Origin of the sequence: Tsuneonella troitsensis, from assembly GCF_001441535.1 — a bacterium.
Lineage (GTDB): Bacteria > Pseudomonadota > Alphaproteobacteria > Sphingomonadales > Sphingomonadaceae > Tsuneonella > Tsuneonella troitsensis.
In genome coordinates, this window is record NZ_LMAU01000003.1 from 358,042 (window position 1) to 383,339 (window position 25,298).

A 25,298-nucleotide genomic window follows, 5' to 3' on the forward strand; every position below is an offset into this window, starting at 1 on the left:
TTCTCACTGGAGGCTGAAACCGGGCGCGGCGGCGCCCTTGTCGGTTTTCGCGGTGCGCCGCTTCTTGCGTTTGCCCTCTCCGCTGACGGACGAAGGAAGCGCGGCATCGGGCAATGCTTGCGAGATGCCCGGACCGGCCGGAACCTGATCCTGGGCCGCGGTCGGACCCGGACGCTGCATTCCAGTCACACCGGCGTTATCGCGCATTCCGAACAGGCGGGCGGCTTCGTCGGCGGCCCTGAAGCCGTCGGTCGGAAGCTTGATGTCGCGCTCGTTGACCGGGTTGACCAGGTACGGCGTCACCACGATCACCAGTTCGGTCTCGCCCTTGCGGAACGAGGTCGAGCGGAACAGGTTACCCAGGATAGGAACGTCTCCGAGACCGGGGGTCTTGTCGATCGAGTTCTGGGCGTTATTGCTCATCAGTCCGGCGATCATGAAGCTCTGGCCCGAGCCGAGTTCGATCGTTGTTTCGGCGCGGCGAATGGTGAGTGCCGGAATCTGGAAGCCGTTGAGCGTGACCGCCCCCTGGCTCGAGAGTTCCGAAACCTCGGGGCGAACCCGAAGGCTGATGCGCCCATTCGCCAGCACCGTCGGCGTATAGGCAAGGCTGACGCCGTACTTGCGGTATTCGATCGAAGTCGAGCCGAGGCCTTGGCTGATCGGGATCGGAAACTCGCCGCCGGCAAGGAAGTCGGCCGTTTCACCAGACAACGCGGTCAGGTTGGGCTGCGACAGCGTGCTGATAAGACCCACCCGCTCGGCGAGATCGAAGGCGCTTGCGATGTCGAGTCCGAACAGCTTGCCGAAGCCCGCGAGGGTCGATCCGCTCCCCGAACCTGTGACGAGACTACCGCCGTCCGGTGCCGAGGTGAAGCCAACACCGAGACCGGAAGGGCTGCCGGGAGTGTAAGTCGTAGTGGGTCCGCGGCCAGTCGTGACGCCGAACTTGAAACCGCCGGTCGTGTCGACCGTCTGTAGGTTGGCGCCGATTTCGCGAACCAGCGAGCGGCTGACCTCGGCGAACTTGACCTGCAGGTTCACCTGAAGCGGCGTAGCGGTCTTCAGGCGAGTGATGACGTTCGCGTCCTCGCCGACGAAAGCCTGGACGAGGCGCTCTGCCTCGGCAGCATCCTCGGGCGCAGCAACCGTGCCGGTGAGCAGGAAGGTGTTGGTGCCCATTGTGGCGACGTTCACCTTGGCTTCCGGCATCGCCAGCGCCAGCATCTGGTCGACGCTGTCGATGTTCGATCCGACGCGGACATTGGCCGACCAGATGATCGCACCAGCCTTGTTGCTGGCATAGACCGTGGTCACCCCGCCGGACTTGCCGAACAGGTAGAGCTGGCTCTCCGACTTGACCTGCACGTCGGCGATGTTGTCGTTGGCGATGAAGACATCGGCCATGTTACCCGGGATGTTGATCAGTTCGCCGCGACCGATCGACAGATTGATATCGCGGGTTGGCGAGATCACGTTCTGTGCGGCGGCGGGCAGGGCAGGCAGACCGACGAGCGGACCGGCGGCCATACTGGCGAGCAACAAAGTGGTGGTAAGGCGGCGTTTCATTGTCGTGCCCCTCGAATGGCTCGGTTTCGTGCCGATTGTGCGGATTGTGCGCGTTGCGGTGCTCATCACGGCACCATCAGCATGGCAGGCGTAGCGGCTCCGATGGTCCGCCCGGCGGCATCGATTCCGGCCGCGGTGGCGTCCACGATCTTGCCGTCGCGTCCGATGGCGACAGTCGACGACGACTTGCCGCGGGTGACCGTAACGGTCGAGCGCGGGGCCGCCGGGACATAGGCCCGCGGCGGTGCACCAGGACCGCCTGCAGCAGGCGCGGGAGCCACGGTCGTGGTTCCGACGGTCCGGCGCTGGAAGCGCGAGACGTCGCCGCCGGTCTGGTAGGTCGTGGCACCTTCGCTCGGGCGGTTCATCGCCTCGCGCAACAGCTTCTCTTCCTCCTGCGGCGACACGCCGTCGGGGATCTTGACGTCACCCTGAGCGATGGCCCGCTCGAGCTCGCTCTGGCTGTCCGCGATCGAGCGCAGCGACAGGCTGAGCGTGCCGATGGTCTGCGCAACGGCAACCTTCTCGGCGATCTTGGGAGTCACTTCGAGCGTCACGGTCTTGAAGCTCTTGACGACGGTCTTGCCTTCCACGGTTTCGTGCGTGGTCGACTGGTCGGTCGCCAGTACGCGAAGGTTACGCAGGATGGTTTCCGACGCCTTCAGGCCATCGCCCTGTTCTGCCTTGACGGTCTGGGTGAGGACTAGGTCGACCCGGTCGCCCGGGAAGACGAAGCCGCCGACGCCGGTCTTGGCCGACACCGGCACGGTAACGGCGCGCATGCCGGGGCCGAGTGCGGCGGCCAGGAAGCCACGGTCGCCGGGCTTCACCAGCGAACCCTGCGTGACGGGCTCCCCGGCGGTAACCGGAAAGCGCACCACGGTTCCGAGCAGCTTCGAGACGTCGGATTCGCCTTCGATGAAGTAGGCGTCCTTGACGAGTTCCTTCGGCCACTGCTGGAAGCCGATGGCATCGGCAGTGATGATCGTCCCGGTCGGCAGCACGCGCTGTGCGACGAGGACCTTCGGTCCCTGCGGCACGGCTGCGGCCTCGGCCTCGGGGGCGGATGCCCCGGCGAACATGCTCCGCGCCATCATGGCGGTCACGACGGCGATCACCAGAGCGCCCACCAGCAGCAGTAGCTTCTTCCTGTCCATGGCTATCAAAGCCCCCTTGCGTCACTCGCCCGATCCCACGGGCGGGAATGGTTTCCGTGGTTAAGCGGCGAACGGTTAAAATCAGGTATCATCCGGCGATCGCCCCTTGCGCGGCCGGCAGATAGTGCGTCCCCAGAACCCATAGTCCGGCGGCTGCGATGGCGACGCCGTAGGGGATCGCCACCCGGTCGCGCTGGCGCCGGGCAATGTGCCAGGCCCCCATAACGATCGTCAGCACACCGCCGACAAGCGCCATCACGATCAGCAGCTTGAGGAACCAGGTCGGCTCGATCCACAGCGCCAGCGCAGTGAGCAACTTCACGTCACCGCCACCCATCCACTTGAGCGCGAACAGAGCAGCGAAGACAACGAAGGCGCCGAAGCCGACGGCCAGTTGCAGGGCCACTCCTGGCCACAGATCGAGACCGCTCGCCCACCAGTATAGCGGGGCGGTCAGGGCAATTCCGGCATTCAGCCAATTGTCGATCTGACGCCGCCTCCAGTCTGTCGCAGCGGCGACGACCAGTGCGATTGCAAGGGCCACGAGCAGCCCGTAGTGCAGGTAATTGCCCAGCATTGGAAAGCCCCCAACAGTCCCCTTGACCGTGGTGCTAGCGACCAGTGCTTACCAAACGGTAACCAAACCCGGAGCCGAGTTATTAGTCACCCCAGGAAAGTTGCAGGAAACCCTGATCGGCGCCGAGCAATTCCTGCCGGCGCCATCGAAAGCCTATGGACGGCGCCTGGCGGACACAGGATCCGCCGGATCGATCTTAAGCCGCTTTCGGGCGGGGCGCGCGGCGGAATACTGTTTCTCCCTGGGCGCGGTGACTTCTACGAAAAATACCTCGAAACCCTCGCCGACTGGCGGGACCGCGGCTGGCTCGCCACCGGGATCGATTGGCGCGGTCAAGGCGGTTCGGGGCGGCTTGGGGCCGACGCAGTTACCGGTCACGTCGGAGACTTTCACGACTGGGTGGGCGATCTTGCCGCCTTCTGGGCAGACTGGACGAGGGAAGCGCCGGGCCCGCACGTGATAGTCGGTCATTCGATGGGAGGACACCTGGCTCTGCGCGCCGCAACGGAAGGCAAGGTGAGTCCGGACGCGATGATTCTCGTGGCGCCCATGCTCGGCTTTCGCGGAAAGATGCCCCCTGCCTTGATGCACACTGTGGCTCGCGCGATGACACGGGTCGGCGATCCGCGCCGTCCGGCCTGGAAGTGGAGCGAAAAGCCGGGTGAACCGCCTGCCTCCCGCAAGCACATGCTGACGCATGATGACGATCGATACGAAGATGAACTCTGGTGGCGTTCGCAGCGACCCGAACTCGTCATGGGACCGGGCAGTTGGGGCTGGGTTGAACGGGGCTTCGCCTCGATGCGCGCGCTCGCCGCACCGGGCGTACTCGAAGCGATGACGGTGTCTACTCTCATCCTCGCAGCCACGAACGATCAGCTGGTGAGCTGGCCTGCAATAGCCGCAGCGGCCGCGCGTTTGCCGAACGTGGAGCTTGTTCGGTTCGGCCCTGAATCGCATCATGAGATCCTGCGCGAGACGGATGCGGTCCGTGATCGGGCGATGGATGCGATCGACGCTTTTCTTGCGCAGGTGCTCGACGGGGCATGACCGAGGTGTTCGACATCGCGGTCGTCGGCGCTGGCATTGCCGGCGCCAGCCTGGCGACGGAACTCGCTGTGCAAGGAGCGGGCCGGGTCGTGCTGCTCGAGGCAGAGGATGCGCCGGGATATCACACGACAGGGCGCTCGGCGGCCTTCTGGGAGGAATGCTACGGCGGGCCCGACGTCGTTCCGCTGACGCTGGCATCGGGTCCCTGGCTCCGAGAACACGGCTTTCTGGCGCCACGTGGCGCTCTTTACGTCGGGCAGGCTTCCGACGAGGACTCGCTCGACGGCTTCATGGAAACATTCGCAGGCAGCGGGGTGAGCATCGAGCGTCTTGGCCCCTCAGCTCTGGCCGAACGCCTGCCGGGAGTGCGCGGTGAGTTTTCCGGCGCAGTGTGGGAACCGGCCTGTGCCGACATCGACGTGGCGGCGCTTCATCAGCACTATCTCGGGCAAGCGAAACGCGCTGGCGTAGAGCTGAAGACGCGCTGGCGCGCGACTGTAGCCGAGCGTGAAGGCGAAGGCTGGCGCCTCGAGAACGACCGAGGCGATGCGCTGCGCGTCGCGGTGGTAGCCAATGCCGCGGGCGCCTGGGCGGACAGCTTCGCCGAACTTGCAGGATCGCGGGCGCTAGGCATCCAGCCATTACGACGCACGGTCGCGCAGTTGCGCACTTTCCCCGCGCCGCCCGTCGATCTTCCGCTGGTGCTCGACATTGCCGGGCGGTTCTACTTCAAGCCGGAAAGCGGACGCTTGTGGCTGTCTCCTCACGACGAGGTCCCGTCGCCGCCCTGCGATGCTGCGCCCGAGGAACTGGCTGTCGCGGAGGCGATCGACCGTTTCGAACGCGTCGTCGACTGGCAGGTGCGGGCCGTCGAGCGTAAGTGGGCCGGGCTCAGGAGCTTCGCGCCGGATCGACTGCCCGTCTACGGCTTCGATCCGCTAGTAAAGGGGCTGTTCTGGTTCGCCGGGCAAGGTGGGTTCGGTATTCAGACGGCGCCAGCTGCCGCGCGGCTTGCCGCTCAGCTATTGCTGGGCCGCGAGCCGGACGCGATGACCGAACGGCTCGATCCGGCACTCTACGCCCCATCGCGCTTTAACCCGGCTGGACTTGGGACTGATAAAAGTTAGGCTATCCACCTCATCTTCATGAGAGGAATTCACCGATGGCGCACACGTTCGAAATCTACCGGGACAAGGCCGGCGAGTATCGCGTCCGGTTCAAGTACAACTCGGAGACGATGTTCTCCACCGAGGGATACTCGAGCAAGTCCAGCGCCCAGAATGCGATCGATTCGATCAAGAAGAACGGACCAGCCGCGCCGATCCAAGATAACAGCTAACGCCTGAAGATCGACTCGGCAGCTGCCACCGCCAAGGCGTCTGCGCGCTCGTTCTCAGGGTGGCCGTTGTGCCCGCGGACCCAGATCCATTCGATCTTGTGCGGTTTCGCCGCCGCAATCAGCTCGTGCCACAAGTCGGCGTTGCGGACGGGCTGTTTGCTGGCGTTCTTCCAACCGTTCCGCTGCCACCCGTGGACCCACTTGGTGATGCCGTCGAGAACGTACTTGCTGTCCGAATGCAGCGCGATATCGCAGGGCTCGATCAAGGCTTCGAGTGCCTTGATCGCGGCGGTCATCTCCATTCGGTTGTTGGTCGTTTCCGGCGCGGTGCCCGACAGCTCCTTTTCGTGGCGACCCATGCGCAGGATTGCGCCCCAGCCTCCGGGACCGGGGTTGCCCTTGCAGGCCCCGTCGGTGAAAATCTCTACTTTCTTCATGATTGGAAGGGTCTGTGCCCCGCGTCGGCATAGAAATGCAAGCGCCGTAGGAACGCCATCGGGTCCTTGCGCGTCACGAGTGCGCCGGGTGGCGTATTGATCCAGTCTTCCGCGCGGCTGGCGACGAAGCGCAGGCAAGCCCCCTGGGCAAGGATCGGCAGGCTTTCGCGTTCTTGTGGAGAAAGTGCGCGCCGCGATTCGTAGCCTTCGACCAGCGCCGCGCCGACCTGCGCGTCGAAGCGTTCCCCGGACAGGCCGAAGCTCCACGCCGCGTGAGTGACCGCCAGATCGTACGCCATCGCCTCGTTGCAGGCGAAATAGAAGTCGATCATTCCTGAGACGCGGTCTCCCAGCATGAGCACGTTGTCCGGGAAAAGATCCGTATGGCAGATGGCCGGTGGTAAATCGGCAGGCCAATCGGCGCGCAACCGTTCTCCGATTTCGAGGGCTGGCGGCAAGGCGGTATCGATCTTGGCCAGCGCGGAATCGCCACATTCCCGCAGTGCGCCGACTGTGTGCGCGATGTCGAGCGCATTCGCGCGCGTGGCCGGAAAGTCCTGGCTGGCGATATGCATTTCCGCCAGTGCCGCGCCGACAGCGTGCGCCTGAAGCGGGCGGGGGCGGTCGATCGATACTCCGGGCAGGAATTCGATCAGCGCGACGGCCTTGCCGTCGACCTCGCGATAGGTTGCACCCTCACGATCGTGGATCGTCCGCGGCACGGCGCAACCATGCGCTGATAGATGGTCGAGCAATCCCAGGAAAAAGGGCAGGTCGGATGGGTCGATCCGCCGCTCGTACATCGTCAGGATAAAGCGGCCGGGAGAATCCCCTCCGCTTGTCTCGATCAGCCAGTTTGAGTTGGACACGCCCTCGGCGATACCCTTGGCCGAGACGAGTTCGCCCACATCGTAGGCCGCGATCAGTGCGGCGAGGTCCTCGGCGGCGAGGTGGGTGTAAACCGCCACTAGTCGACGAGCTGGCGGGGCAGCTTGAAGACCATCTTCTCTTCGGCGGATACCAGGGTGTGCTCTTCCAGCTCGCGCCATTCTGCAAGCTGCTCGACCACCTCGCGTACCAGGCTCTCGGGAGCCGAGGCGCCGGCCGTCAGGCCCAGGGTGCCAACGCCTTCCAGCCAGGCGGGATCGATCTCGCTTGCCCGCTGGATCAGCCGTGCGGTGGTGCCCATCCGCTGGGCAACCTCGACCAGACGCAGCGAATTCGACGAATTCGGCGCGCCGATCACCAGCACGAGGTCGCTGCCCGGTGCGATTGCCTTGACCGCCGCCTGGCGGTTGGAGGTCGCGTAGCAGATGTCCTCGGCTTTGGGGCCGACGATGCGGGGGAACCTTGCCTGCAAAGCCGCGACAATTTCGCGCGTGTCGTCGACCGAAAGCGTGGTCTGGGTAAGAAACGCGAGGGGAACCCCGTCCGAGAAAACCAGCGCGTCGACGTCCTCGACCGTCTCGACGAGCGTGATGGCGCCTTCAGGTACCTGCCCCATGGTGCCGATCACTTCGGGATGCCCTTCGTGCCCGACGAATACGATGTGCCGGCCCGCCTCGATCTGACGCTCGGCCTGACGGTGGACCTTGCTGACGAGGGGGCAGGTCGCATCGACCCACACCATCTCGCGCCGGGTGGCTTCGACCGGGACCGACTTTGGCACGCCGTGAGCGGAAAACACGACGGGTGCGCCATCGGGCACTTCGTCGAGCTCTTCGACAAAGATTGCACCCTGCGCCTTCAGCGAATCGACGACGTAGCGGTTGTGGACGATCTCGTGCCGGACATAGACCGGGGCGCCATAGCGTTCGATGGCGCGCTCGACGATTTCGATCGCGCGGTCGACCCCGGCGCAAAAGCCGCGCGGGGCGGCGATCAGGAGGGTCAGCGGTGGTTTGCCGGACATCGGCTGTTGCAATGGCGCGTTCATCGCCCGCCCCCTAGCGCTTCGCCACGCGCGCGGCTAGGGCGGCGCTGCAACAGACAAACGGGACTTTAGCTGCCATGATCACCCGCCTTCGCCTTGCCGCAGTACTCATGATGGGGGCCGCGATCGCAGGCTGCAAGTCCGATGGGGAACTGGTGGTCGATCAGGGCGTGGGTATCACGGCGATCCGCACCGCCTGTCCCGCGGTCGGCGTGCCCGACTACACCGGCGACATCACGACCTTCCGCGTTCCGGGTGACGTTTCGGCTTCGAACATCGACGTCACCGCGTCGATCACCAACGTGCGCTCGACTTGCGACGAAGGGTCTCCGCGCATTTACTCCAATGCCACGTTCGATGTCCTGGCGCGCCGGACCGATACCCGCGGCGCTCGCCAGGTTACCTTGCCGTTCTATTCGGTAGTGCTGCGCGGCGGTTCGACTGTGGTGACCAAGCGCGTCGGTCAGGTAACGCTCGATTTCGCAGATGGGCAGGAACGCGCGCATGCCCGCGCGCAGGCCGGTGCCTATGTCGACCGTGCCGAAGCGACTCTTCCCGCCGACATCCGGGACCAGATCACGCGCCGCCGCCGTGCCGGTGACGAGGACGCTGCGATCGATCCGCTGACCGATCCCGGAGTAAAGGCCGCCATCGCCCGCGCGACGTTCGAACTTCTCGTCGGCTTTCAGCTGACCGAGGCGCAACTGGCCTACAACGCCACTCGCTAGGGACCGCTGGCAAGGGAGAGGACCGCGCGCCGCCCTTGCGCTTTGGCCCGGATGGATTAACCGCGCCGCCATGTCTCGGACCATGACCCTTCACGCTGCCTTTGCGGCGCGCATCGACGCAGTGCTCAAGGCTCTCGAACTGGAGGGCGCGCTGCCCGCCGGATCGTCGACCGAAGCGCCTGTCACCGTAGAGCCTCCTCGCGATCCCGCTCACGGAGACCTTGCGACCAATGCCGCAATGGTTCTGGCCAAGAAGGCGGCGACCAACCCCCGCGCGCTCGCCGAGAAGATCGTCGACCATTTGCGGCGCGATCCGGTTATCACCGAAGCAGAGATCGCCGGCCCCGGGTTCATCAACTTGCGCCTGGCCGATTCGGAATGGCTTGCCGAATTGAACACCATCGCAGCGCTGGGTAGCGATTACGGACGGTCCGCAGTGGGCGAGGGACGCCGCGTCAATGTCGAGTATGTCTCGGCCAACCCGACCGGCCCCATGCACATGGGCCATTGTCGCGGTGCCGTGGTGGGCGATGCGCTCGCGAACCTGCTGGCATTCGTAGGCCACACCGTCACGCGCGAATACTATGTCAACGACGCAGGCAGCCAGGTCGATACGCTCGCCCGGTCGGCGCACCTGCGATATCGTGAGGCCCTGGGCCACGACATCGGCGCAATCCCCGAGGGGTTGTACCCGGGCGATTACCTCGTCCCGGTCGGACAGAAGCTTGCGTCCGAATACGGCGACAGGTTCGCCGACGCGCCTGAATCCGAATGGCTGCTTGAATTCAAGGCGAAAACCGTCGCCGCGATGATGGACATGATCCGCGACGATCTCGCGCTTCTCGGCATCCGCCACGACGTGTTCGCTTCCGAAGCCGCGCTTCAGGCCGCCGGCAAGCCGGCCGAGGCCGAGGCGTGGATGCGCGCGCACGATCTCGTCTACGACGGCGTGCTCGAAGCGCCCAAGGGCAAGACCCCCGAGGATTGGGAGCCGGTCGAACTGCCGCTGTTCCGGGCGACAAGGTTCGGCGACGACCAGGATCGGCCCATCCGCAAGTCGGACGGCAACTGGACCTACTTCGGCGCCGACCTTGCCTACCACATGCAAAAGGCCGCCGAGGCGGATGAGCTGATCGATATCTGGGGTGCAGACCACGCGGGTACGGTCAAGCGGATCAAGGCAGCCGTCGCCGCGCTGGGCGAGGGCGAGGGGCGGACAATCCCCTTCGACGTGAAGCTCGTCCAGATGGTCCAGTTGCTGCGCGGCGGCGAGCCGGTGAAGATGAGCAAGCGCAGCGGCACGTTCGTGACGCTCGCCGACGTTGTCGAGGAGGTGGGCAAGGACGTCGTCCGCTTCACCATGCTGACCCGCAAGCCCGACGCGCAGATGGAATTCGATTTCGCAAAGGTGGTCGAGGCGTCGAAGGACAACCCGGTCTTTTACGTCCAATACGCCAGCGCTCGCATCCACTCTACGCTGCGCAAGGCGGCGGCGGAGGGGCTTTACCCCGATCCCGCCGCGATCGATCGTCTGGGTCAGGAAGAGCTTGCGCTAGTGAAACTCGCCGCGCAGTTTCCGCGTGCTGTCGAGGCGGCAGCGGCAGCGCGCGAACCTCACCGGATCGCTTTTTATCTCTACGACTTGGCTGCGGCGTTCCATGCCTACTGGAACCTGGGCAACGACGCGCCAGACAAGCGGTTCATCGTGACACAGGACCCTGCTCTGACCGGGGCAAGGCTTTTCCTGGCGATTCAGATCGGGCAAGTAATTCGCAACGGCCTCGCACTATTGGGGGTTGAGGCCGTCGAGGAGATGTAAGCATGAGCGGGCGCGAGGACGACGACTACGTCGCAGACGAGCAACTGATCCTGGCCGATAGCGACGAGCGCTTGCCGTGGCTTGAATCGGGCGAGGAAGACGATGACGCCGAGGGTGCCGACAGCGGGCGCATACTGGGCTTCGCGATGCTTGCATTGCTCGCGCTCCTCGCATTCGTGGGCGGCATCTGGTGGTTCGGGAACCGCGATTCCGATGCCGCCGTCGTCGCCGACGGCAGCACGATCGAAGCGCCGCCGGGACCGTACAAGGAACGACCCGAGAGCCCGGGCGGCAAGCAATTCGAAGGCACCGGCAATGTGGCACCTGCCGTCGGCGAAGGTCGCGATACAGAGGGGCGGATCGCAGAAGGTGCTCCCCGGCCGGCCGTCGCTGCGCCCAAGCAGACACCTTCGGACGCCGACGGCGAAGCCCCCGCAGCCGTGCCAAGCGGAGTGGGCGTGCAGGTCGGCGCCTATTCGAGCAAGGCCGATGCCGAAGCCGGGTGGCGCGCTCTGCAAAGCCAGACGGACAAGCTCAACGGCGTTTCGCATCGCGTAGTCCAGGGCCAGGCCGATATCGGCACGGTCTATCGCCTGCAGGCGGTCGCGGGCGACGTGGCTACGGCCAGCAGGCTATGCGCCGCGCTCAAGGGCGACGGGGTGGCCTGCCAGGTGAAGCGCTGACCGTACGCTGACCAGGCGCCAAACCGAACCGTTTTGCACATGACTGGAAGCCGGTGCGCTTGCGGGCGCGTTCACTTCCTGCGAGTCCAGGCGGCATGACTCCTGCAATATTCGGCCTGTCCGGACTGACGCTGACCGACGATGAGCGGGCGTTCTTCCGCGAGAGCGATCCTGCGGGCTATATCCTGTTCGGCCGCAACATCGAGACGATGGCGCAGGTCCGCGCGCTGATCGACGATTTGCGAACGATCCACGGACGCGAAAAACTGCTGGTCAGCATCGATCAGGAGGGTGGTCGGGTCGCGCGGATGCGACCGCCGCATTTCAGCCCGTTCCCGGCGGGTGCCGCCTTCGACGCGCTTTACGAGATCGCGCCAAGTTCCGCGATCGTCGCGGCGCGTGCCAATGCCCAGGCGATGGGCATCGAATTGGCCGAAGCGGGTATCACCGTCGACTATCATCCGCCGCTCGATGTCCGCCAACCCGGCGCGCACGACGTGATCGGCGACCGCGCATTCGGAAGCGAGCCGCTGCGGGTTGCGGCGCTCGGACGCGCGACGATCGAAGGACTGGCACTCGCGGGCGTGGCGGGCTGCATCAAGCACATGCCGGGTCACGGTCGCTCCATGTGCGACACGCACAAGGAAATGCCCGTCGTCACCGCGAGCGAGGCGGAACTGGAGACCGACCTGGCGCCCTTCCGCGCGCTGAAGGACACCCCGATCGGCATGACCGGGCACCTCGTCTTCACCGCATGGGACCCCGATTGCCCGGCCACTCAGTCGGCAACGGTGATCCGCGATATCATTCGCGGCAAGATCGGCTTCGACGGCCTGCTGCTGACAGACGACCTCGACATGGAAGCGTTGTCGGGAAGCGTGCCCGAACGCGCCGAGATCGCTGCGAAGGCTGGCTGCGACATCGCACTGAATTGCTGGGCGAAGATGGACGACATGATCGGAATCGCGAACCGGCTGCCCAAGATGTCGGAAAAGACAGTCAAGCGTTTGGATCGTGCGCTTGCCGCGACCGGCATCGCACCGCAGGGCGACAAGGCCGAATTGCTGGCCAGGCGGGACACTCTGCTGGCGATCGCAGGTGCCAACGCGTGACCGCGGAGGCGCTGGTACTCGATCTGGGTGACCAGCCGGCGGGGGACTGGAACGGTCCCGCAGCCGCTCCGATCGACGATGACGCGCTCTATCTGGAACTCGACAGCTGGGAAGGGCCGCTCGACCTCCTGCTCGACCTTGCGCGGCGGCAGAAGGTCGATCTCAAGGCGATCTCGATCCTGTCGCTGGTCGATCAGTACATCGCATACATCGAGCGGGCCGAGGCGCTCAGGCTGGAACTTGCGGCCGATTACTTGGTGATGGCCGCATGGCTCGCCTATCTCAAGTCGGCGCTGCTGCTGCCGCGTGACGAACAGGAAGACCCGAGCCCCGAAGACCTCGCGCTGCGGCTGCAATTGCGGCTCGCCCGGCTGGCGGCGATGCGCGAGGCTGCGGCGCGGCTCATGGGCCGCGACAGGCTGGGGCGCGACGTGTTCGCACGCGGTGCGCCCGAAGGTCTCAGGACCGACCGCAAGACGCTGTGGCAGTGCGACTGGTACGCGCTGGTCCAGGCGTATGGGCAGGTCAACGCGCGCACCGCCCCGGTGGTCCACATGGTCCGCGACCGGCCCGTAATGACGCTCGATTCGGCGCTCGACAGGGTTTCGGCCATGCTTGGCGTCACGCTCGACTGGATGGAAATCCGCCAGTTCCTACCCCCGCACGCCGAGCCCCGCCTCAGGAGGTCCGCTCTCGCGTCCAGCTTCGTCGCCGCGCTCGAACTGGCGCGCCTAGGCAAGGCAGAACTGGCGCAGGACGAGCCGTTCGGCCCGCTACGGCTACGGCGGGCAACGGCGTGACCGACGAACTCGACCGGGCGGTGGAAGCGACGCTGTTCGCGGCCGAGGAGCCGATGTCGATCGCCGCACTGGCGGCGCATCTCGGCGAGGCAGCGGCTGGCGACGTGCGCGAGGCATTGCGGCGGCTTGCCGAGCACTACGGGGATCGCGGAATACGCCTCGTCGAGCGTGCCGACCGCTGGCACTTCCAGACCGCCCCCGATCTGGCCCACATTCTCCGCCGCGAGCGCGAGGCCGTACGCCGGCTGAGCCGCGCGGCGACCGAGGTGCTGGCGATCGTCGCCTATCACGAGCCGGTCAGCCGCGCCGAGATCGAGGCGATCCGCGGCGTACAGACTTCCGGCGGAACGCTCGACGTGCTGATGGAAGCGGGCTGGGTGCGGGTGGCCGGTCGGCGCGAGGTGCCGGGGCGGCCGGTGATCTATGCTACGACGCCTGAATTCCTGCAGCACTTCGGCCTGGAATCGCGCAAGGACCTGCCCGGTATCGACGAACTGAAGGCCGCCGGCCTGCTCGATCCGGTGGACGACGCGTTCGAGGCGCTGTCGATGTTGCCCGACCGGGCCGACGAATCCGACGTCGAGGCTGGCAATGAAGCCGCCGATCCCCTAGATTAGCCCCAAGGAGATTTCCCATGGGTTCGTTTTCCATCTGGCACTGGCTGATCGTGCTGCTGGTCGTCCTCGTCCTGTTCGGCAAGGGCCGGGTGGGCGATATCATGGGCGAATTCGGCAAGGGCATCAAAAGCTTCAAGAAGGGCATCGCCGACGAAGAGTCCGATGCCAACGCAAAGGCGGCTGCCGCGAAGCCGGTCCATACCCTCGAAGGGCCGCACCACGAGGCCAAGCCCGCGGGCGAGGCGGCGAAGGACATCCACCTCGGCGCCGAACACCGCGACTGACGTTCGCGCGAAAGGCTGATCCATGTTCGGAATAGACTGGCAGGAACTGCTGGTCATCGTGTTCGTCGCGGTGCTGGTAATCGGTCCGAAGGACCTGCCCCGCGCGATGCGTACGGCGGGCAAGTGGATCGGCAAGGTCCGGCGCACCTCGAACCATTTCCGCGCCGGGGTCGAAGCGATGATCCGCGAAGCCGAGCTCGAGGAAATGGAAAAGAAGTGGGCCGAGCAGAACGCGCAGATCATGGCGCAGGTGCCGCAGGTCGACCTGTCGGATCACGAAATGCGGCCCTTGCCCGGGTCGAACGCCGAAGCGAGAGTGGAAGAGGTCGCGCCGCCGAAGCCTGACGCCGAGACTTCGCCGCCCGACGAACCCCAGCTTCCGCTGCGCTGAGCACTCGCCGATGGCCTTCAAGCTTTCCGACATCGACGATACGCAAGCGCCGCTGCTCGATCACCTGATTGAGCTGCGGACCCGGCTGCTCCGCGCGTTCGCCGCGCTGCTGGTGACGTTCTTCGTCTGCCTCTATTTCGCCAAGCCGATCCTGGGTTTCCTGCTCCAGCCGCTGCTCGATGCCGGGCAGTCGAAGCTGATCTTCACGAAGCTCTACGGGCAGTTCTTCGTCGAGCTGAAGGTCGCGATGTGGGCGGCGTTCTTCGTCAGTTTCCCGGTGATCGCCAACCAACTATGGGCGTTCGTTGCGCCGGGACTGTATGCCAAGGAAAAGAAGGCGTTCCTGCCGTTCCTGCTGGCGACCCCGGTCCTGTTTCTAGGCGGCGGTGCGCTTGCCTATTACGTCGTCATGCCGACCGCGTTTCACTGGTTCCTCGGCTTCGAAGGGACGCAGGGCGGGGTGGAGATCGAGGCACTGCCCAACAGCGAGGATTACCTCAGCCTCGTTATGCAGTTCATCCTGGCGTTCGGATTGTCGTTCCTGATGCCGGTCCTGTTGCTGCTGCTCAATACGGCGGGCATCGTCAGCCGCGCGCAACTGGTCGGCGCGCGGCGCTACATGATCGTCGCCGCGTTCGTGATCGCGGCAGTCGCCACGCCGCCCGACGTGATCAGCCAGATGATGCTGGCCGTTCCGCTGATCCTTCTGTTCGAAGGCGCGCTGATCGTGATGCACTTCACCGAGAAACGGGCAGCGAGCAAGGCGACGGACGAGGAATCCGAAGCGCCCGTATCGGCGGAATAAAGCTTCGGCCTTGGGCTCTAGTGGCCGTTCAAGCTGTGATTGGCTTGGCGTTGGCGCCAAGCAGAACCCCTGCCGTATCACCGTCATGCTTCCATGAGAGGTAGGTCAGGTATGGCAACAGGAAACCAGCCCCACCGACGAAGGCCACCAGCGCCAGCCCCAGGCCAGCCACCGAAAAGCGATTGCGCCACGCGGTCCAAGCGGCCGCGAGGAACAGCATCATCGTGAAGTCGAGATTGAATTGGCCCGGCCACTCCCAGCGCGCGATGTCGCCCAAGAAAATCGGGAAAAGGTTCGAGCCGTGATCGAGGATCACCTTGCCGGTGTAGAACGCCAGCGCGCCCCACAGGACCATGAGGAACAGGTAGAACGGCCGCATTCTATCGTCCTTTCCATTTGCCGTCGCGCTTTTCGATGAACGCCGCCATGCCCTCGGCCTTGTCTTCGCTGGCGGCGAGGATCTGAAAGATGCGGCGTTCGACTATCAGGCCCTGATCGAGCGTGGTCTCGAACGCGGCATTGACCATTTCCTTGTTCGCGATCGCGGCCATCGGCGGCATTCCGGCGATCGTTGCAGCAGTCTTGAGCGCTTCGTCGAGCAGTTCGGCATGCGGAACCACCCGCGCGACGAGGCCGCTGGCCTCCGCTTCGGCGGCGTCCATCATCCGGCCGGTCAGGCACATTTCCATCGCCTTGGCCTTGCCCACGGCACGCGTAAGTCTTTGACTTCCGCCCATTCCTGGAGCGACGCCGAGCTTGATTTCGGGCTGGCCGAACTTGGCCTTGTCCGACGCGATGATGAAATCGGCCATCATGGCCAGCTCGCAACCGCCGCCCAGCGCAAAGCCGTTCACCGCCGCGATCCAAGGCTTGCGGGTCGCCTTGACGAGGTGGCTGGTCCAGCGGGCGAAGAAGTCGTCGAGGTAGAAATCGGCTGCCGGTTTGTCGGCCATTTCCTTGATGTCCGCGCCCGCAGCAAAGGCCTTGTCGCCGCTGCCGGTAAGGACCGCGCAGCGTTGGTCGGGGTCGGCTTCGTAGGCGGAAAAGACGAAAATCAGCTCGTCCAGCACCGTAGAATTCAGCGCATTCAGCGCCTGCGGGCGATTGAGCGTGATGAGGGTGACTGGTCCCCGCAATTCGACGGTAACGGTCTCGTAGGTCAAAGCGGCTTCCATTCTTCTTCGGCTGGCAGGGGAGCGAAAATCGAGTCGATCAGGTCCTCGCTCACGCCCTCGGGCGTCGCCGGGTTCCACTTGGGATCGTTCGTCTTGTCGACGATCACCGCGCGGACGCCTTCGGCAAAGTCCGGGCGGGTAAGGACGCGGCTGGCGATGCGGTATTCCATCCGCATCTCGTCGGCGAAATCGGTTAGCTGCGCGGCTTCGGCGAGCTGGCGCAGCGCGACCTTGCAGGTCTGCGGGCTCTTGGTGTGGAGCGTCGCCAGCTCCTTCATCGCCCACTCGCTGTCGTCGCCTTCCAGGCTGGCGAGGATGTCTTCCAGCCGGTCGGAGCGGAAATGGTGCGCGATCCGCTCGGCATTGGCCTCGATCCGGGCGAGCGGCGGGGTGATCGAAAGTTCCGAGAGGATGCCGGCGATACGATCCGGGTGATCGGCGATGCGCGCCTTGGCCTCGGCCAGCTTGTCGGCCGGAAGGTAATGCGTGGCGAGGCCCGCCCAGAGGCATTCCGCCCCGTCGAGCCGCGCGCCGGTCAACGCCAGGAACTGCCCGAGCCGTCCCGACAGGCGCGAAAGGTACCATCCGCCGCCAACGTCGGGGAACAGGCCGATGCCGGTCTCGGGCATGGCGAAGCGGGTATGTTCGGTGGCGACGCGGAACCGGGCGGGCTGCGAGATGCCGACACCGCCGCCCATCGTCACCCCGTCCATGAAGGCGACGATCGGCTTGGCATAGCCGAACATCCAGTGGTTGAGCTGGTACTCGTCGTGAAAGAACCTGCGCCCCGACACGCCGTTATCGGTGAGCGCGCTGTGCCGCAGCAGGTTGATGTCTCCCCCGGCGCAGAAACCACGCCCTTCGGCATGGTCAAGGATCACGACCTCGACCGCATCGTCGTTCGACCATCCAGCCAGCGCCGCGCTCATCGCGTGACACATGTCGAGGGTGAGCGCGTGCAGCGCCTTGGGCCGGTTCAGCGAGATATGCCCCGCGCGGCCGTGAGTGTGGATGTTGACCACTTCCGTCATTGGCGCAGCATGTCCCGGCCCACGATCATACGCATGACCTGGTTGGTTCCTTCGAGGATCGAGTGGACGCGCAGGTCTCGCCAGAAGCGTTCGATCGGATAGTCCTTGAGATAGCCGTAACCGCCGAACAGCTGCAGCGCGTCGTTGACGATCTTGCTGCCGCTGTCGGTCGCCAGCCGCTTGGCCATCGCGGAAAAGCGCGTCTTGTCAGGCGCATTGTCGGTCACCTTGGCGGCGGCGAGGTAAAGCAGCGCGCGCGCCGCTTCGAGGTCGGTCGCCATGTCGGCGAGCATGAACTGGGTGTTCTGGAAGTCGGCGATCGGCTGGCCGAACTGCTGGCGCTCCTTGGTGTACTTCACCGCCTCGTCGAGGCAGCGCTGCGCTCCGCCCAGGCTGCACGCGCCGATGTTGAGCCGCCCGCCGTCCAGCCCGGCCATCGCGAAGCGAAAGCCTTCGCCTTCGCCGCCGACGCGGTTGGCGACCGGAACGCGGCAATCCTCGAAGATGAGCTGCGCGGTGGGCGATGCGTTCCAGCCGAGCTTCTTCTCCGGCGCGCCGTGGCTGAGGCCGGGCGTGTCCTTTTCGACGACGAGGCAGGTGATGCCCCTGGATTTGTCGTCGCCGGTGCGGACCATCACGACGTAGATGTCGTTGAACCCGCTGCCGCTGATAAACTGCTTGGTGCCGTTTATGACGTAATGATCGCCATCGAGGCGGGCGGTGGTCTTGAGCGCCGCCGCGTCCGACCCGCTGCCGGGTTCGGTGAGCGCGTAGCTCGCGATCTTTTCCATGCTGACGAGGCTCGGCAGGAACCGCGCCTTGACGTCCTCGCCGCCGAACCGGTCGATCATCCACGCGGCCATGTTGTGAATCGAGATATAGGCGCTGGTCGCGGGACAGCCATAGGCCATCGCCTCCATGATCAGCGCCGCCTCGAGCCGGCCTAGTGCGATCCCGCCGCTTTCCTCGGACACATAGATCGACCCGAAGCCGAGCTCGCCCGCGGCCTGCACCACGTCGCGCGGGAAGTGATGATCCTCGTCCCATTGCGCGGCGAACGGCGTGATCCGGTCGGCGGTGAACTTGCGCGCCATGTCCTGGATGGCGAGCTGGTCGTCGGTAAGCTGGAATTGCCCTGTCATGGCTTTGCCCCTAGCCAACTGCGCGGGGTGTTGGAAGTGGGGCGTAGCCGCTTCGCCTCGTCGCACGAATCGAGAGCCGGATGACAGCCGAACAACCCCGCCTGCTGATGATCTACAACGCCGACGGCGGCCTGTTCGCGATGGTCAGCGATGCGGTGCACAAGGTGCTGTCGCCCTCGACCTATCCATGCTCGCTGTGCGCGATCACCTATGGCGCGACGCGGATGAAGGGCGAATGGCGCGCGTACATCGAACGGTTGCCCTTTGCCGTGACGTTCCACCACCGCGACGACTTTGCCGCCGCCTGGCCGGATGCCCGGGTCGAGCTGCCCGCGATCCTGATCGAGCGCAGCGGCCGGCTTCAGGAGCTCGTCACCGCCGCCGAACTCGACGTGGTGCCCGACGTGACGGCCCTCATGGCCCTGCTGGATGAGCGACTGGCTCAGCTACAGCGGGTGTAGGTAAACGGCCCGCCCGGCTCGTCCCCGCCGCGGTCGGTGCGGGTCATCGTGTCGCCGGACACGGACAGTTCAACGTCACGCGTCCAGTTCATGCCTTCGCCAGTAAAGGCATAGTCTGCCCGGATGGCCATATCGCTGCTGGACCGCACGGTGCCCAGGCGCCCGACCGATTCGTAGAAGGTGAGCGTGGTGGGCGCGATCGTCAGTAGGCCCTTGGCGTCGCCGCGCGTGCTCGTGCAGTCGGCCGGCACCATGCCCCATCGACCGTGCAGCGCTGCGGGAATGGCGGTCGCGACATCGCCCGTCGGAGCCGCGGTCGGGGCGGGGGAGGCGGTGTCGGCGGCAGGAACGGTCGAAGGCGCGACGGTTCCTTCCGTATCGGCGGTCGTCATTTCGCTATCGGCTTGCTGGCACCCGGCGAGGGCCAAGGTCAGGACGACGGAAAGCAGGATAGGACGCACGGGCAATCTCCCAGTTCGGTATGCAATGCCGGAACAACTTCCAACCTTGCGACTGGGTCCGGTCTTCGCAAGCCGAAAATTTCGCTGATCGACACATGCTCCGATCCGGTCGACGTCTCGGCGCGATGTCGATTGACCCTTGCTGCTTGCCCACGCTAAGGCCCGCGCCGCGTCGGCGGGTCTCCGCTGGAGATCCGATGCGCGGGTATGATGTAATGGTAGCCTGTCAGCTTCCCATGCTGAACGCGCGGGTTCGATTCCCGCTACCCGCTCCAGCCCTTTTCATCGCGTCGGCTTGCCAAGCGCATTGGCGCCCGCAATGGTGGCTCTTTGCAACCTGATCGGGGCAGGACTTGAACGACGTCGCATCGCTGGACCCGAATTACGACGGAACGCTGCTTGGCCGCTTCGACGGCGAGGTGCCGCCGCGCGCCGCGTGGTTTGCCGAAGCGATCGCCCATGAACCCGAGCGTTCCACCTTCGAGGTGGAAGGCGCGGCTATCGAGCTGCTGACCTGGGGCGAGCGGGGGAAGCCGGGCTTGCTTTTCCTGCACGGCAATGCCGCCCACGCGGACTGGTGGAGCTTCATTGCGCCGCAATTCGCCGACACCCATCGCTGCGCGGCGATATCGTGGTCCGGCATGGGGCGTTCGGGCTGGCGGGCGGCCTACAACATCCCGATCTTTGCCAGGGAAGCGATCGCGGCGATCGAGGTCGCGGGGCTGGCCGCTTCGGGCATGCTGCCGGTCGTGGTCGCGCACTCGTTCGGCGGCTTTCCCACACTGCGCCTCGCCAGCCACCATCCCGAGGCCATTTCGGGGGCGATCCTCGTCGATTCCGCGCCACCGCGCGCCGAAGGCGGGCCGCCGCCGCGCCTGGCGCAGGGGCGTGCGCACAATCCGCGCTATCCCTCGATCGAATCGGCGCTGCGGCGGTTCCGGTTCCTGCCCGAACAGGACGAGGGCCTGCCCGAAATCATCGACTGGATGGCGCGATGCGCCCTGCACGAGGTGCCTGAAACCGACGATGCCCCCGGCGGGTGGACTTGGCGCTTCGACCCGCAATTCTGGGCCAAGTTCGAACGCGGGGATTTCTCCGCAGTCACGAAGGTGCCGACGGGGATCGTGATCGGCGAAAAGTCCGCGCTGTTCCCGCCCGGCCGGCTGGAAGACCTTCAGGCGTTGATCCCCGATCTGCGCTTCACCACCGTGATCGAGGACGCGTATCACCACGTCCTGGTCGATCATCCGCTCGAACTGGTGGCGGCGATCCGCGAAGGGCTGCCGAAGCTCGCCTGAGCTTTACCGGGGCGGCATCCGGATGCCGCCGTCGAGCCGGAACTGGTGCGCGTTGAGATAGCCGTTGCGCGCGATCTCGAGCACCAGCGACGCGAATTCCTCGGGCTCGCCGAGCCGCTTGGGGAAGGGCACGCTGGCGTTGAGTTGGTCCCACATTGCCGGGTTGCGGTCCTTCATCCCCAGCATCAGCGGCGTCGCGAAGATGCCCGGCATGATCGAGTTGACCCGGATGCCAAGGTCCATGAGGTCGCGCGCCATCGGCAGGACGAGGCCGTTCACGCCTGCCTTGCAACTGCCATAGATGACCTGGCCGATCTGGCCGTCCTGTGCGGCGACCGATGCGGTCAGGACGATGCAGCCGCGCTCGCCATCTTCATTGAGGGGATCGGCGTTCGCCATGCCGAGCGCCGACAGCGACGCGACGCGGTAGCTGGACACGAGCACGCCCTCGGCCCCGAAGGCATAGTCCTCGGTCGACAGGCGCTTGTAGCCGCCGGTTTCCTTGTCCCAGCCCACGGTCTTGCCGCGCCGGCTGGTCATCGCGCAGTGGACCGTCACTCGCTCCTGCCCGTGCGCGGCGCGCGCCTTGTCGAAGCCGGCGACGACCGATTCCTCGCTGGTGATGTCCACCCGGCAGAACACGCCGCCGATCGCCGCGGCATGGGCTTCGCCCGCCTCTTCGTTGACGTCGAAAATCGCGACCCTGAAGCCGGCATCGGCCAGTGCCTCGGCGCTAGCCTTGCCCAGACCCGATGCGCCCCCGGTCACCACCGCTGCCATCCCCGCTTCGAACTTCATCGCACTCTCCCGCCAAGTAACCGGCCCTGTCGTGGGTCTCTTACCCGTTGCTATCGCAGGACGAGCAGCGGCGCGCAAAGGGACAAAAGGGCGAGTTCAATGACAGCTCGCCATGACCTGCGCATAAAACCGACACGAAAGCGACCCGATCCCGCAACAAAAGCGTCGTCGCACAGTCACCGATGCGCACTAGCGGCTACTCCAGACGGACTGGAGACCCACAATGACGAATCGCCGCATCCCGATCAAACCGTGCCTCTTCGCGCTCGCCGCCGGCCTCGCCACTCCGGCGATGGCGCAGGTGGAGGGCACCGTCGCCGGCGAAGAGCCGGACGACATCCAGACCAGCCAGGAAATCGTGGTGCAGGCCGATATCGGCTATCGCAACCGTAGCGAGGCTTCGGAACCGGTGCTGGTGTACGACGAGGAATACTTCCAGCGCTTCGAGCCGCTGACCGCAGGCGATGCGCTCAAGCGCGTGCCCTCGGTCACGTTCCTGTCGGACGTGATCGAAAGCGACGGCGCCCGCCTGCGCGGCCTCGATCCCGGCTACACCCAGATCCTCATCAACGGCGAGAAGGTCCCCGGCAGCCAGGCCGACCGGTCGTTCTTCCTCGACCGGGTCCCGGCCGAACTCATCAAGCAGGTGGAGATCGTCCGCTCCTCGTCCGCCCGCCGGACCGGCGATGCGGTCGCCGGCACGCTCAACATCGTGCTGCGCGACGGCTACAGCCTCGACGGGGGCTATGTCCGCGCCGGTGCGATCCACTTCGACGACGGCGAGATCAAGCCGAACGGCGGCGTCTATCTCGGCGCGCCGCTCGCCGGGGGGCGCGTGTTGTTCGGGGCCAACGTGCAGGGCCGCTACAACCCCAAGCTCAAGTCCAGTCTGCGCTATGGCGATTCGCCCGAGAACGATCCCGATTTCGCCGCCAACAGCTTCGACAACCGCGAAGACCAGACAGATACCCGCGACGGGACCGACTATGCCGGCAACTTCGCGTGGGGCATCGAGGGGGCCAGCACCGACTTCGAGATCGCCGCGAACTTCGTTCGGACCGAGCGGACCGAAACCGAGCGCTCGTTCGAGTACGACGATCCCACGGCGATCACCGGCCCCGTGCGCAACACCCCACCCGGCAACCTGCTGACCGACAACGCCAACGTGAACGCGATCGAGCAGGAGAGCTGGTCGCTCGGCACTAAGCTCGATCATCGCTGGGGCCTGGGCGAAACGAAGCTGCGGGTCGGCTTCTCGCGCTTCGACGACCGACAGGACGAGTTCGAATACGAAGTCGATTTCGACCGGACCCGCCCGCGGTTCACCGGCGATCTGACCGCGCGCAGCATCCGCGACGAGGAACTGTTCGCCAACCTCGAGCACGTGTTTTCGCTGGGCACCGACTTCAACCTTGCCATCGGCGGCTTCGCGCAGAACAAGGATCGGGACACCGACATCGCGGAAATCCGCAGTCGGTTCGACCTGACGGCCGCGGACCGGACCAGGTACGACCAGTTCGCCCGCGATCCCGGCGAATTCGCCCCGGCGACCTTCGACCCGCTCGAACCATCGGTAGGCGGGCTCAGCACCATCGAGGAGGACCGCCGCGATCTCTACGCACTCGTCGAAGGCAAGAGCGGACCGCTGTCTTTCGAAGTGGGCGTCCGCTGGGAGAACACTTCGGTCGACATTACCGACCTGACGGCAGCGGCGGGCAGCGGCCTGACGCAGGTCGATTACGACGCCTTCCTGCCGTCGGCTTCGGTGAAGCTGGCCGTGGGCGGCGGCGGCCGCATCACGGCCTCGGTCGCACGCACGCTGCGCCGGCCACAGTTCGACTACATTTCGCCCGCGCTGCTCGAGGCGGAGCTGGGCGACAACGACCTGCTCGGCAATCCGCTGCTCGCCCCTGAGACCGCCTGGGGCGCCGATCTGGGCTTCGAACAGCGGCTCGGCCGGACCGGGATTGTCGGCGTGAACTTGTTCTACCGCGACGTGAGCGACCTGGTGGAACTGGCCAATACCGGCGTCGAGGGTTCCGAAGGCGCGGGTACGTTCGTTTTCCAGCCGCGCAACACGGGCGACGGCAAGGTTTACGGCATCGAGTTCGACCTATCGACGAGCCTCGATTTCGTCGGCTTGCCCGACACCGGGATTTTCGGCAACTTCTCGTTCTTGGACAGCGATATCGAGGATGCCTTCGGCCAACGCCGCTTCAACGGGCAGTCGAAATACGTCTACAACTTCGGGGCGATCCAGAACCTGCGGGGGATCGGGGCCTCGTTCGGCGCGACCTACCGCAAGCAGGGTCGGGCATTCGACCGCGTGATCGGGGAGGAAGTGGTGACGTCGTACGGGGCAGACCTGGAAGTGTTCGTCGAAAAGCGCTTCGGCAAGTCGTTCACGATCCGCGCGGTCGGATCCAACCTGCTCGACGGGACGAAGGACGAGACGTTCAACAAGTTCACGACCGTCGCCGACCAGGTCGCACGCGATTTCGACGAGTACGAGGTCGAGAGCGAGCGCGCCGGACCCGTGTTCCAGCTCGTCGCGCGGTACGCGTTCTGATGCGCCGGGCATCGCCTCTTGCCGCGACCGCCGTCCTCGCCCTGCTGGGCGGTTGTGCGACCACGCCCATCGTCGGTGGACCGGCGGTTACCGTCGTCGCGCTCGTCGAGACGCCGCCGGTGGGAACCGCGGCGGCCGACGCGGCCGACGACATCGCCATCTGGCGCAACCCCGACGACCCGTCCAAAAGCCTGATCGTGGGGACCGACAAGAAGGCCGGCCTGCACGTTTACGGCATCGACGGACGCGAACGCAGCTTTGCCGGGGGCGGCCTGCTCAACAACGTCGACCTGGTCGACCTAGGCCCGTCCGGAGTCGTCGTCGTCGCGAGCGACCGCAACGATCCGCTCCAGGCCAAGCTGCAGGCGCATCGCCTGAACAAGGACGCGGGCACCCTTTCGCCGATGGGTACGCTTCCGGTCGGACCCGGCGAATCGTACGGCGTGTGCCTCAGCTACATCGACTTCAATCTCGACCTTTACGCAGTCCTGAAGGATGGGCGCATCGAGCAGCTCAGGAGCAACGAGCGCACCGGAGCCGTCGATCCCGTGCTGTCGCGGCGCGTGGCGACCCAGGCCGAAGGCTGCGTCGTCGACCCGCGTGACGGGACGCTCTACGTCGGAGAAGAGAACGCCGGCATCTGGCGCTTCGCGGCCGGGTCCGCGACCGGAGAACTGGTTGCCCGGGTCGACAACGTCCAATTGGTGGCCGACGTCGAAGGCCTCGCCATCGCGCCGGAGGGCGAAGCGGGCGGATACCTTGTCGCATCGAGCCAAGGTGACAATGCCTATGCCGTTTTCCGCCTGCCCGACATGACGCCGGTCGGCCGGTTCCGGATCGGGCAGGGGGCGCTCGGCGCGGTCGAGGAGACCGACGGCATTGCCCTCGATACCGGTGACTTCGGCCCGCAGTTCCCCGGCGGTCTCTTCATAGCGCAGGACGGTAGGAACGAGCCCCGCGCCCAGAATTTCAAGTTCGTCTCGTGGGCCGCCATCAAGGAGGCTCTGGGGCTGGAATGACGCCCACAGATTAGGGCTGTCATCGGCGCGTTCTCGGGCTATC

The 25,298-nt window shown here is 65.6% G+C and carries 28 protein-coding genes and 1 tRNA gene; 17 read left to right on the top strand and 12 right to left on the bottom strand.

The genetic code is table 11. The features are described 5' to 3' along the window. Window positions 1-3: 3 nt before the first annotated feature. From AR323_RS08415 to AR323_RS08425, 3 genes are all read right to left on the bottom strand, one after another. Window positions 4-1,569: a type II and III secretion system protein family protein gene (locus tag AR323_RS08415; RefSeq protein WP_083495311.1), complete on the bottom strand. Its 1,566-nt coding sequence runs from the start codon at window positions 1,567-1,569 to the stop codon at window positions 4-6. A gap of 65 nt (window positions 1,570-1,634) precedes the next feature. Further along, window positions 1,635-2,726: a Flp pilus assembly protein CpaB gene (gene cpaB / locus AR323_RS08420; RefSeq protein WP_057883511.1), complete on the bottom strand. Its 1,092-nt coding sequence runs from the start codon at window positions 2,724-2,726 to the stop codon at window positions 1,635-1,637. A gap of 88 nt (window positions 2,727-2,814) precedes the next feature. After that, entirely contained in the window at window positions 2,815-3,303 is a 489-nt protein-coding gene (locus AR323_RS08425; RefSeq protein WP_057883512.1) for an A24 family peptidase, read from the bottom strand. On the opposite strand from AR323_RS08425, the gene AR323_RS08430 reads away from it, so the two are divergent. Genes AR323_RS08430 through AR323_RS14395 form a run of 3 tightly spaced genes read left to right on the top strand, consistent with a single transcriptional unit; the run spans window position 3,283 to window position 5,692 of the window. Continuing rightward, window positions 3,283-4,353 (top strand): alpha/beta hydrolase, encoded by a 1,071-nt coding sequence (locus AR323_RS08430; protein ID WP_321164539.1) that lies wholly within the window; start codon window positions 3,283-3,285, stop codon window positions 4,351-4,353. The genes AR323_RS08425 and AR323_RS08430 overlap by 21 nt on opposite strands. Then, window positions 4,350-5,480 (top strand): NAD(P)/FAD-dependent oxidoreductase, encoded by a 1,131-nt coding sequence (locus tag AR323_RS08435; RefSeq protein WP_057883513.1) that lies wholly within the window; start codon window positions 4,350-4,352, stop codon window positions 5,478-5,480. Before AR323_RS08430 ends, AR323_RS08435 begins: the two co-directional genes overlap by 4 nt. Before the next feature lie 35 nt (window positions 5,481-5,515). Then, entirely contained in the window at window positions 5,516-5,692 is a 177-nt protein-coding gene (locus AR323_RS14395) for a YegP family protein (RefSeq protein WP_083495312.1), read from the top strand. Here the strand turns inward: AR323_RS14395 and rnhA are convergent. Genes rnhA through ispH form a run of 3 tightly spaced genes read right to left on the bottom strand, consistent with a single transcriptional unit; the run spans window position 5,689 to window position 8,065 of the window. Beyond that, window positions 5,689-6,129 (bottom strand): ribonuclease HI, encoded by a 441-nt coding sequence (rnhA, locus tag AR323_RS08440; RefSeq protein ID WP_057883514.1) that lies wholly within the window; start codon window positions 6,127-6,129, stop codon window positions 5,689-5,691. The genes AR323_RS14395 and rnhA overlap by 4 nt on opposite strands. Next, window positions 6,126-7,097 carry a homoserine kinase gene (thrB, locus tag AR323_RS08445; protein ID WP_057883515.1) on the bottom strand — a complete coding sequence of 324 codons (972 nt, stop codon included), beginning with the start codon at window positions 7,095-7,097 and terminating at the stop codon, window positions 6,126-6,128. The genes rnhA and thrB overlap by 4 nt, the downstream gene beginning before the upstream one ends. Then, window positions 7,097-8,065 carry a 4-hydroxy-3-methylbut-2-enyl diphosphate reductase gene (gene ispH, locus AR323_RS08450; protein ID WP_057883516.1) on the bottom strand — a complete coding sequence of 323 codons (969 nt, stop codon included), beginning with the start codon at window positions 8,063-8,065 and terminating at the stop codon, window positions 7,097-7,099. Before ispH ends, thrB begins: the two co-directional genes overlap by 1 nt. Window positions 8,066-8,139: 74 nt before the next feature. Between ispH and AR323_RS08455 the strand changes: the two genes are divergently transcribed. The 9 genes from AR323_RS08455 to tatC all read left to right on the top strand — a co-directional run bounded on the left by AR323_RS08455 (window position 8,140) and on the right by tatC (window position 15,301). After that, window positions 8,140-8,790, top strand: a complete 651-nt coding sequence (locus tag AR323_RS08455; RefSeq protein WP_057883517.1) for a hypothetical protein — start codon at window positions 8,140-8,142, stop codon at window positions 8,788-8,790. Window positions 8,791-8,860: 70 nt separating this feature from the next. After that, window positions 8,861-10,609 (top strand): arginine--tRNA ligase, encoded by a 1,749-nt coding sequence (argS, locus tag AR323_RS08460; RefSeq protein WP_057883518.1) that lies wholly within the window; start codon window positions 8,861-8,863, stop codon window positions 10,607-10,609. Between the two features lie 2 nt (window positions 10,610-10,611). After that, window positions 10,612-11,292, top strand: a complete 681-nt coding sequence (locus tag AR323_RS08465) for an SPOR domain-containing protein (RefSeq protein WP_057883519.1) — start codon at window positions 10,612-10,614, stop codon at window positions 11,290-11,292. Window positions 11,293-11,387: 95 nt separating this feature from the next. Then, entirely contained in the window at window positions 11,388-12,404 is a 1,017-nt protein-coding gene (gene nagZ / locus AR323_RS08470) for a beta-N-acetylhexosaminidase (RefSeq protein WP_057883520.1), read from the top strand. Further along, window positions 12,401-13,204: a segregation and condensation protein A gene (locus AR323_RS08475; RefSeq protein WP_057883521.1), complete on the top strand. Its 804-nt coding sequence runs from the start codon at window positions 12,401-12,403 to the stop codon at window positions 13,202-13,204. The genes nagZ and AR323_RS08475 overlap by 4 nt, the downstream gene beginning before the upstream one ends. A gap of 53 nt (window positions 13,205-13,257) precedes the next feature. Then, entirely contained in the window at window positions 13,258-13,821 is a 564-nt protein-coding gene (gene scpB, locus AR323_RS08480) for an SMC-Scp complex subunit ScpB (RefSeq protein ID WP_235510535.1), read from the top strand. 17 nt (window positions 13,822-13,838) lie between these two features. Beyond that, window positions 13,839-14,105, top strand: a complete 267-nt coding sequence (locus AR323_RS08485) for a twin-arginine translocase TatA/TatE family subunit (RefSeq protein WP_057883523.1) — start codon at window positions 13,839-13,841, stop codon at window positions 14,103-14,105. A gap of 22 nt (window positions 14,106-14,127) precedes the next feature. Then, window positions 14,128-14,496 (top strand): Sec-independent protein translocase protein TatB, encoded by a 369-nt coding sequence (gene tatB / locus AR323_RS08490; RefSeq protein ID WP_057883524.1) that lies wholly within the window; start codon window positions 14,128-14,130, stop codon window positions 14,494-14,496. Between the two features lie 10 nt (window positions 14,497-14,506). Beyond that, complete coding sequence (gene tatC, locus AR323_RS08495; RefSeq protein WP_057883525.1) at window positions 14,507-15,301, top strand: twin-arginine translocase subunit TatC; 795 nt, start codon at window positions 14,507-14,509, stop codon at window positions 15,299-15,301. A gap of 28 nt (window positions 15,302-15,329) precedes the next feature. On the opposite strand, the gene AR323_RS08500 is transcribed toward tatC, so the two are convergent. Genes AR323_RS08500 through AR323_RS08515 form a run of 4 tightly spaced genes read right to left on the bottom strand, consistent with a single transcriptional unit; the run spans window position 15,330 to window position 18,649 of the window. Continuing rightward, on the bottom strand, window positions 15,330-15,680 hold the full coding sequence (locus AR323_RS08500; protein ID WP_057883526.1) for a hypothetical protein: 351 nt from the start codon (window positions 15,678-15,680) through the stop codon (window positions 15,330-15,332). Between the two features lies 1 nt (window position 15,681). Further along, the gene (locus tag AR323_RS08505; protein WP_057883745.1) at window positions 15,682-16,464 is read right to left on the bottom strand and encodes an enoyl-CoA hydratase-related protein; all 783 of its coding nucleotides are present in this window, start codon (window positions 16,462-16,464) and stop codon (window positions 15,682-15,684) included. Next, complete coding sequence (locus AR323_RS08510; RefSeq protein ID WP_057883527.1) at window positions 16,461-17,507, bottom strand: enoyl-CoA hydratase/isomerase family protein; 1,047 nt, start codon at window positions 17,505-17,507, stop codon at window positions 16,461-16,463. The genes AR323_RS08505 and AR323_RS08510 overlap by 4 nt, the downstream gene beginning before the upstream one ends. Continuing rightward, on the bottom strand, window positions 17,504-18,649 hold the full coding sequence (locus AR323_RS08515) for an acyl-CoA dehydrogenase family protein (protein WP_057883528.1): 1,146 nt from the start codon (window positions 18,647-18,649) through the stop codon (window positions 17,504-17,506). The genes AR323_RS08510 and AR323_RS08515 overlap by 4 nt, the downstream gene beginning before the upstream one ends. 80 nt (window positions 18,650-18,729) lie before the next feature. Here AR323_RS08515 and AR323_RS08520 point away from each other — a divergent pair, with 80 nt between their 5' ends. Continuing rightward, window positions 18,730-19,110 carry a hypothetical protein gene (locus tag AR323_RS08520; protein WP_057883529.1) on the top strand — a complete coding sequence of 127 codons (381 nt, stop codon included), beginning with the start codon at window positions 18,730-18,732 and terminating at the stop codon, window positions 19,108-19,110. Here AR323_RS08520 and AR323_RS08525 read toward each other — a convergent pair. Further along, window positions 19,092-19,571 carry a hypothetical protein gene (locus AR323_RS08525; RefSeq protein ID WP_123321799.1) on the bottom strand — a complete coding sequence of 160 codons (480 nt, stop codon included), beginning with the start codon at window positions 19,569-19,571 and terminating at the stop codon, window positions 19,092-19,094. The genes AR323_RS08520 and AR323_RS08525 overlap by 19 nt on opposite strands. 201 nt (window positions 19,572-19,772) lie before the next feature. Here AR323_RS08525 and AR323_RS08530 point away from each other — a divergent pair. Both AR323_RS08530 and AR323_RS08535 read left to right on the top strand, forming a co-directional pair. Further along, window positions 19,773-19,846, top strand: a tRNA-Gly gene (locus tag AR323_RS08530). Between the two features lie 78 nt (window positions 19,847-19,924). Further along, the gene (locus tag AR323_RS08535) at window positions 19,925-20,869 is read left to right on the top strand and encodes an alpha/beta fold hydrolase (RefSeq protein WP_200956691.1); all 945 of its coding nucleotides are present in this window, start codon (window positions 19,925-19,927) and stop codon (window positions 20,867-20,869) included. Window positions 20,870-20,872: 3 nt separating this feature from the next. Here the strand turns inward: AR323_RS08535 and AR323_RS08540 are convergent, their stop codons facing one another. Then, window positions 20,873-21,667 (bottom strand): SDR family oxidoreductase, encoded by a 795-nt coding sequence (locus tag AR323_RS08540; protein ID WP_057883530.1) that lies wholly within the window; start codon window positions 21,665-21,667, stop codon window positions 20,873-20,875. Window positions 21,668-21,890: 223 nt separating this feature from the next. On the opposite strand from AR323_RS08540, the gene AR323_RS08545 reads away from it, so the two are divergent. Continuing rightward, window positions 21,891-24,236, top strand: a complete 2,346-nt coding sequence (locus tag AR323_RS08545) for a TonB-dependent receptor plug domain-containing protein (protein WP_057883531.1) — start codon at window positions 21,891-21,893, stop codon at window positions 24,234-24,236. After that, complete coding sequence (locus tag AR323_RS08550) at window positions 24,236-25,255, top strand: phytase (RefSeq protein ID WP_057883532.1); 1,020 nt, start codon at window positions 24,236-24,238, stop codon at window positions 25,253-25,255. Before AR323_RS08545 ends, AR323_RS08550 begins: the two co-directional genes overlap by 1 nt. Window positions 25,256-25,298 lie beyond the last annotated feature (43 nt).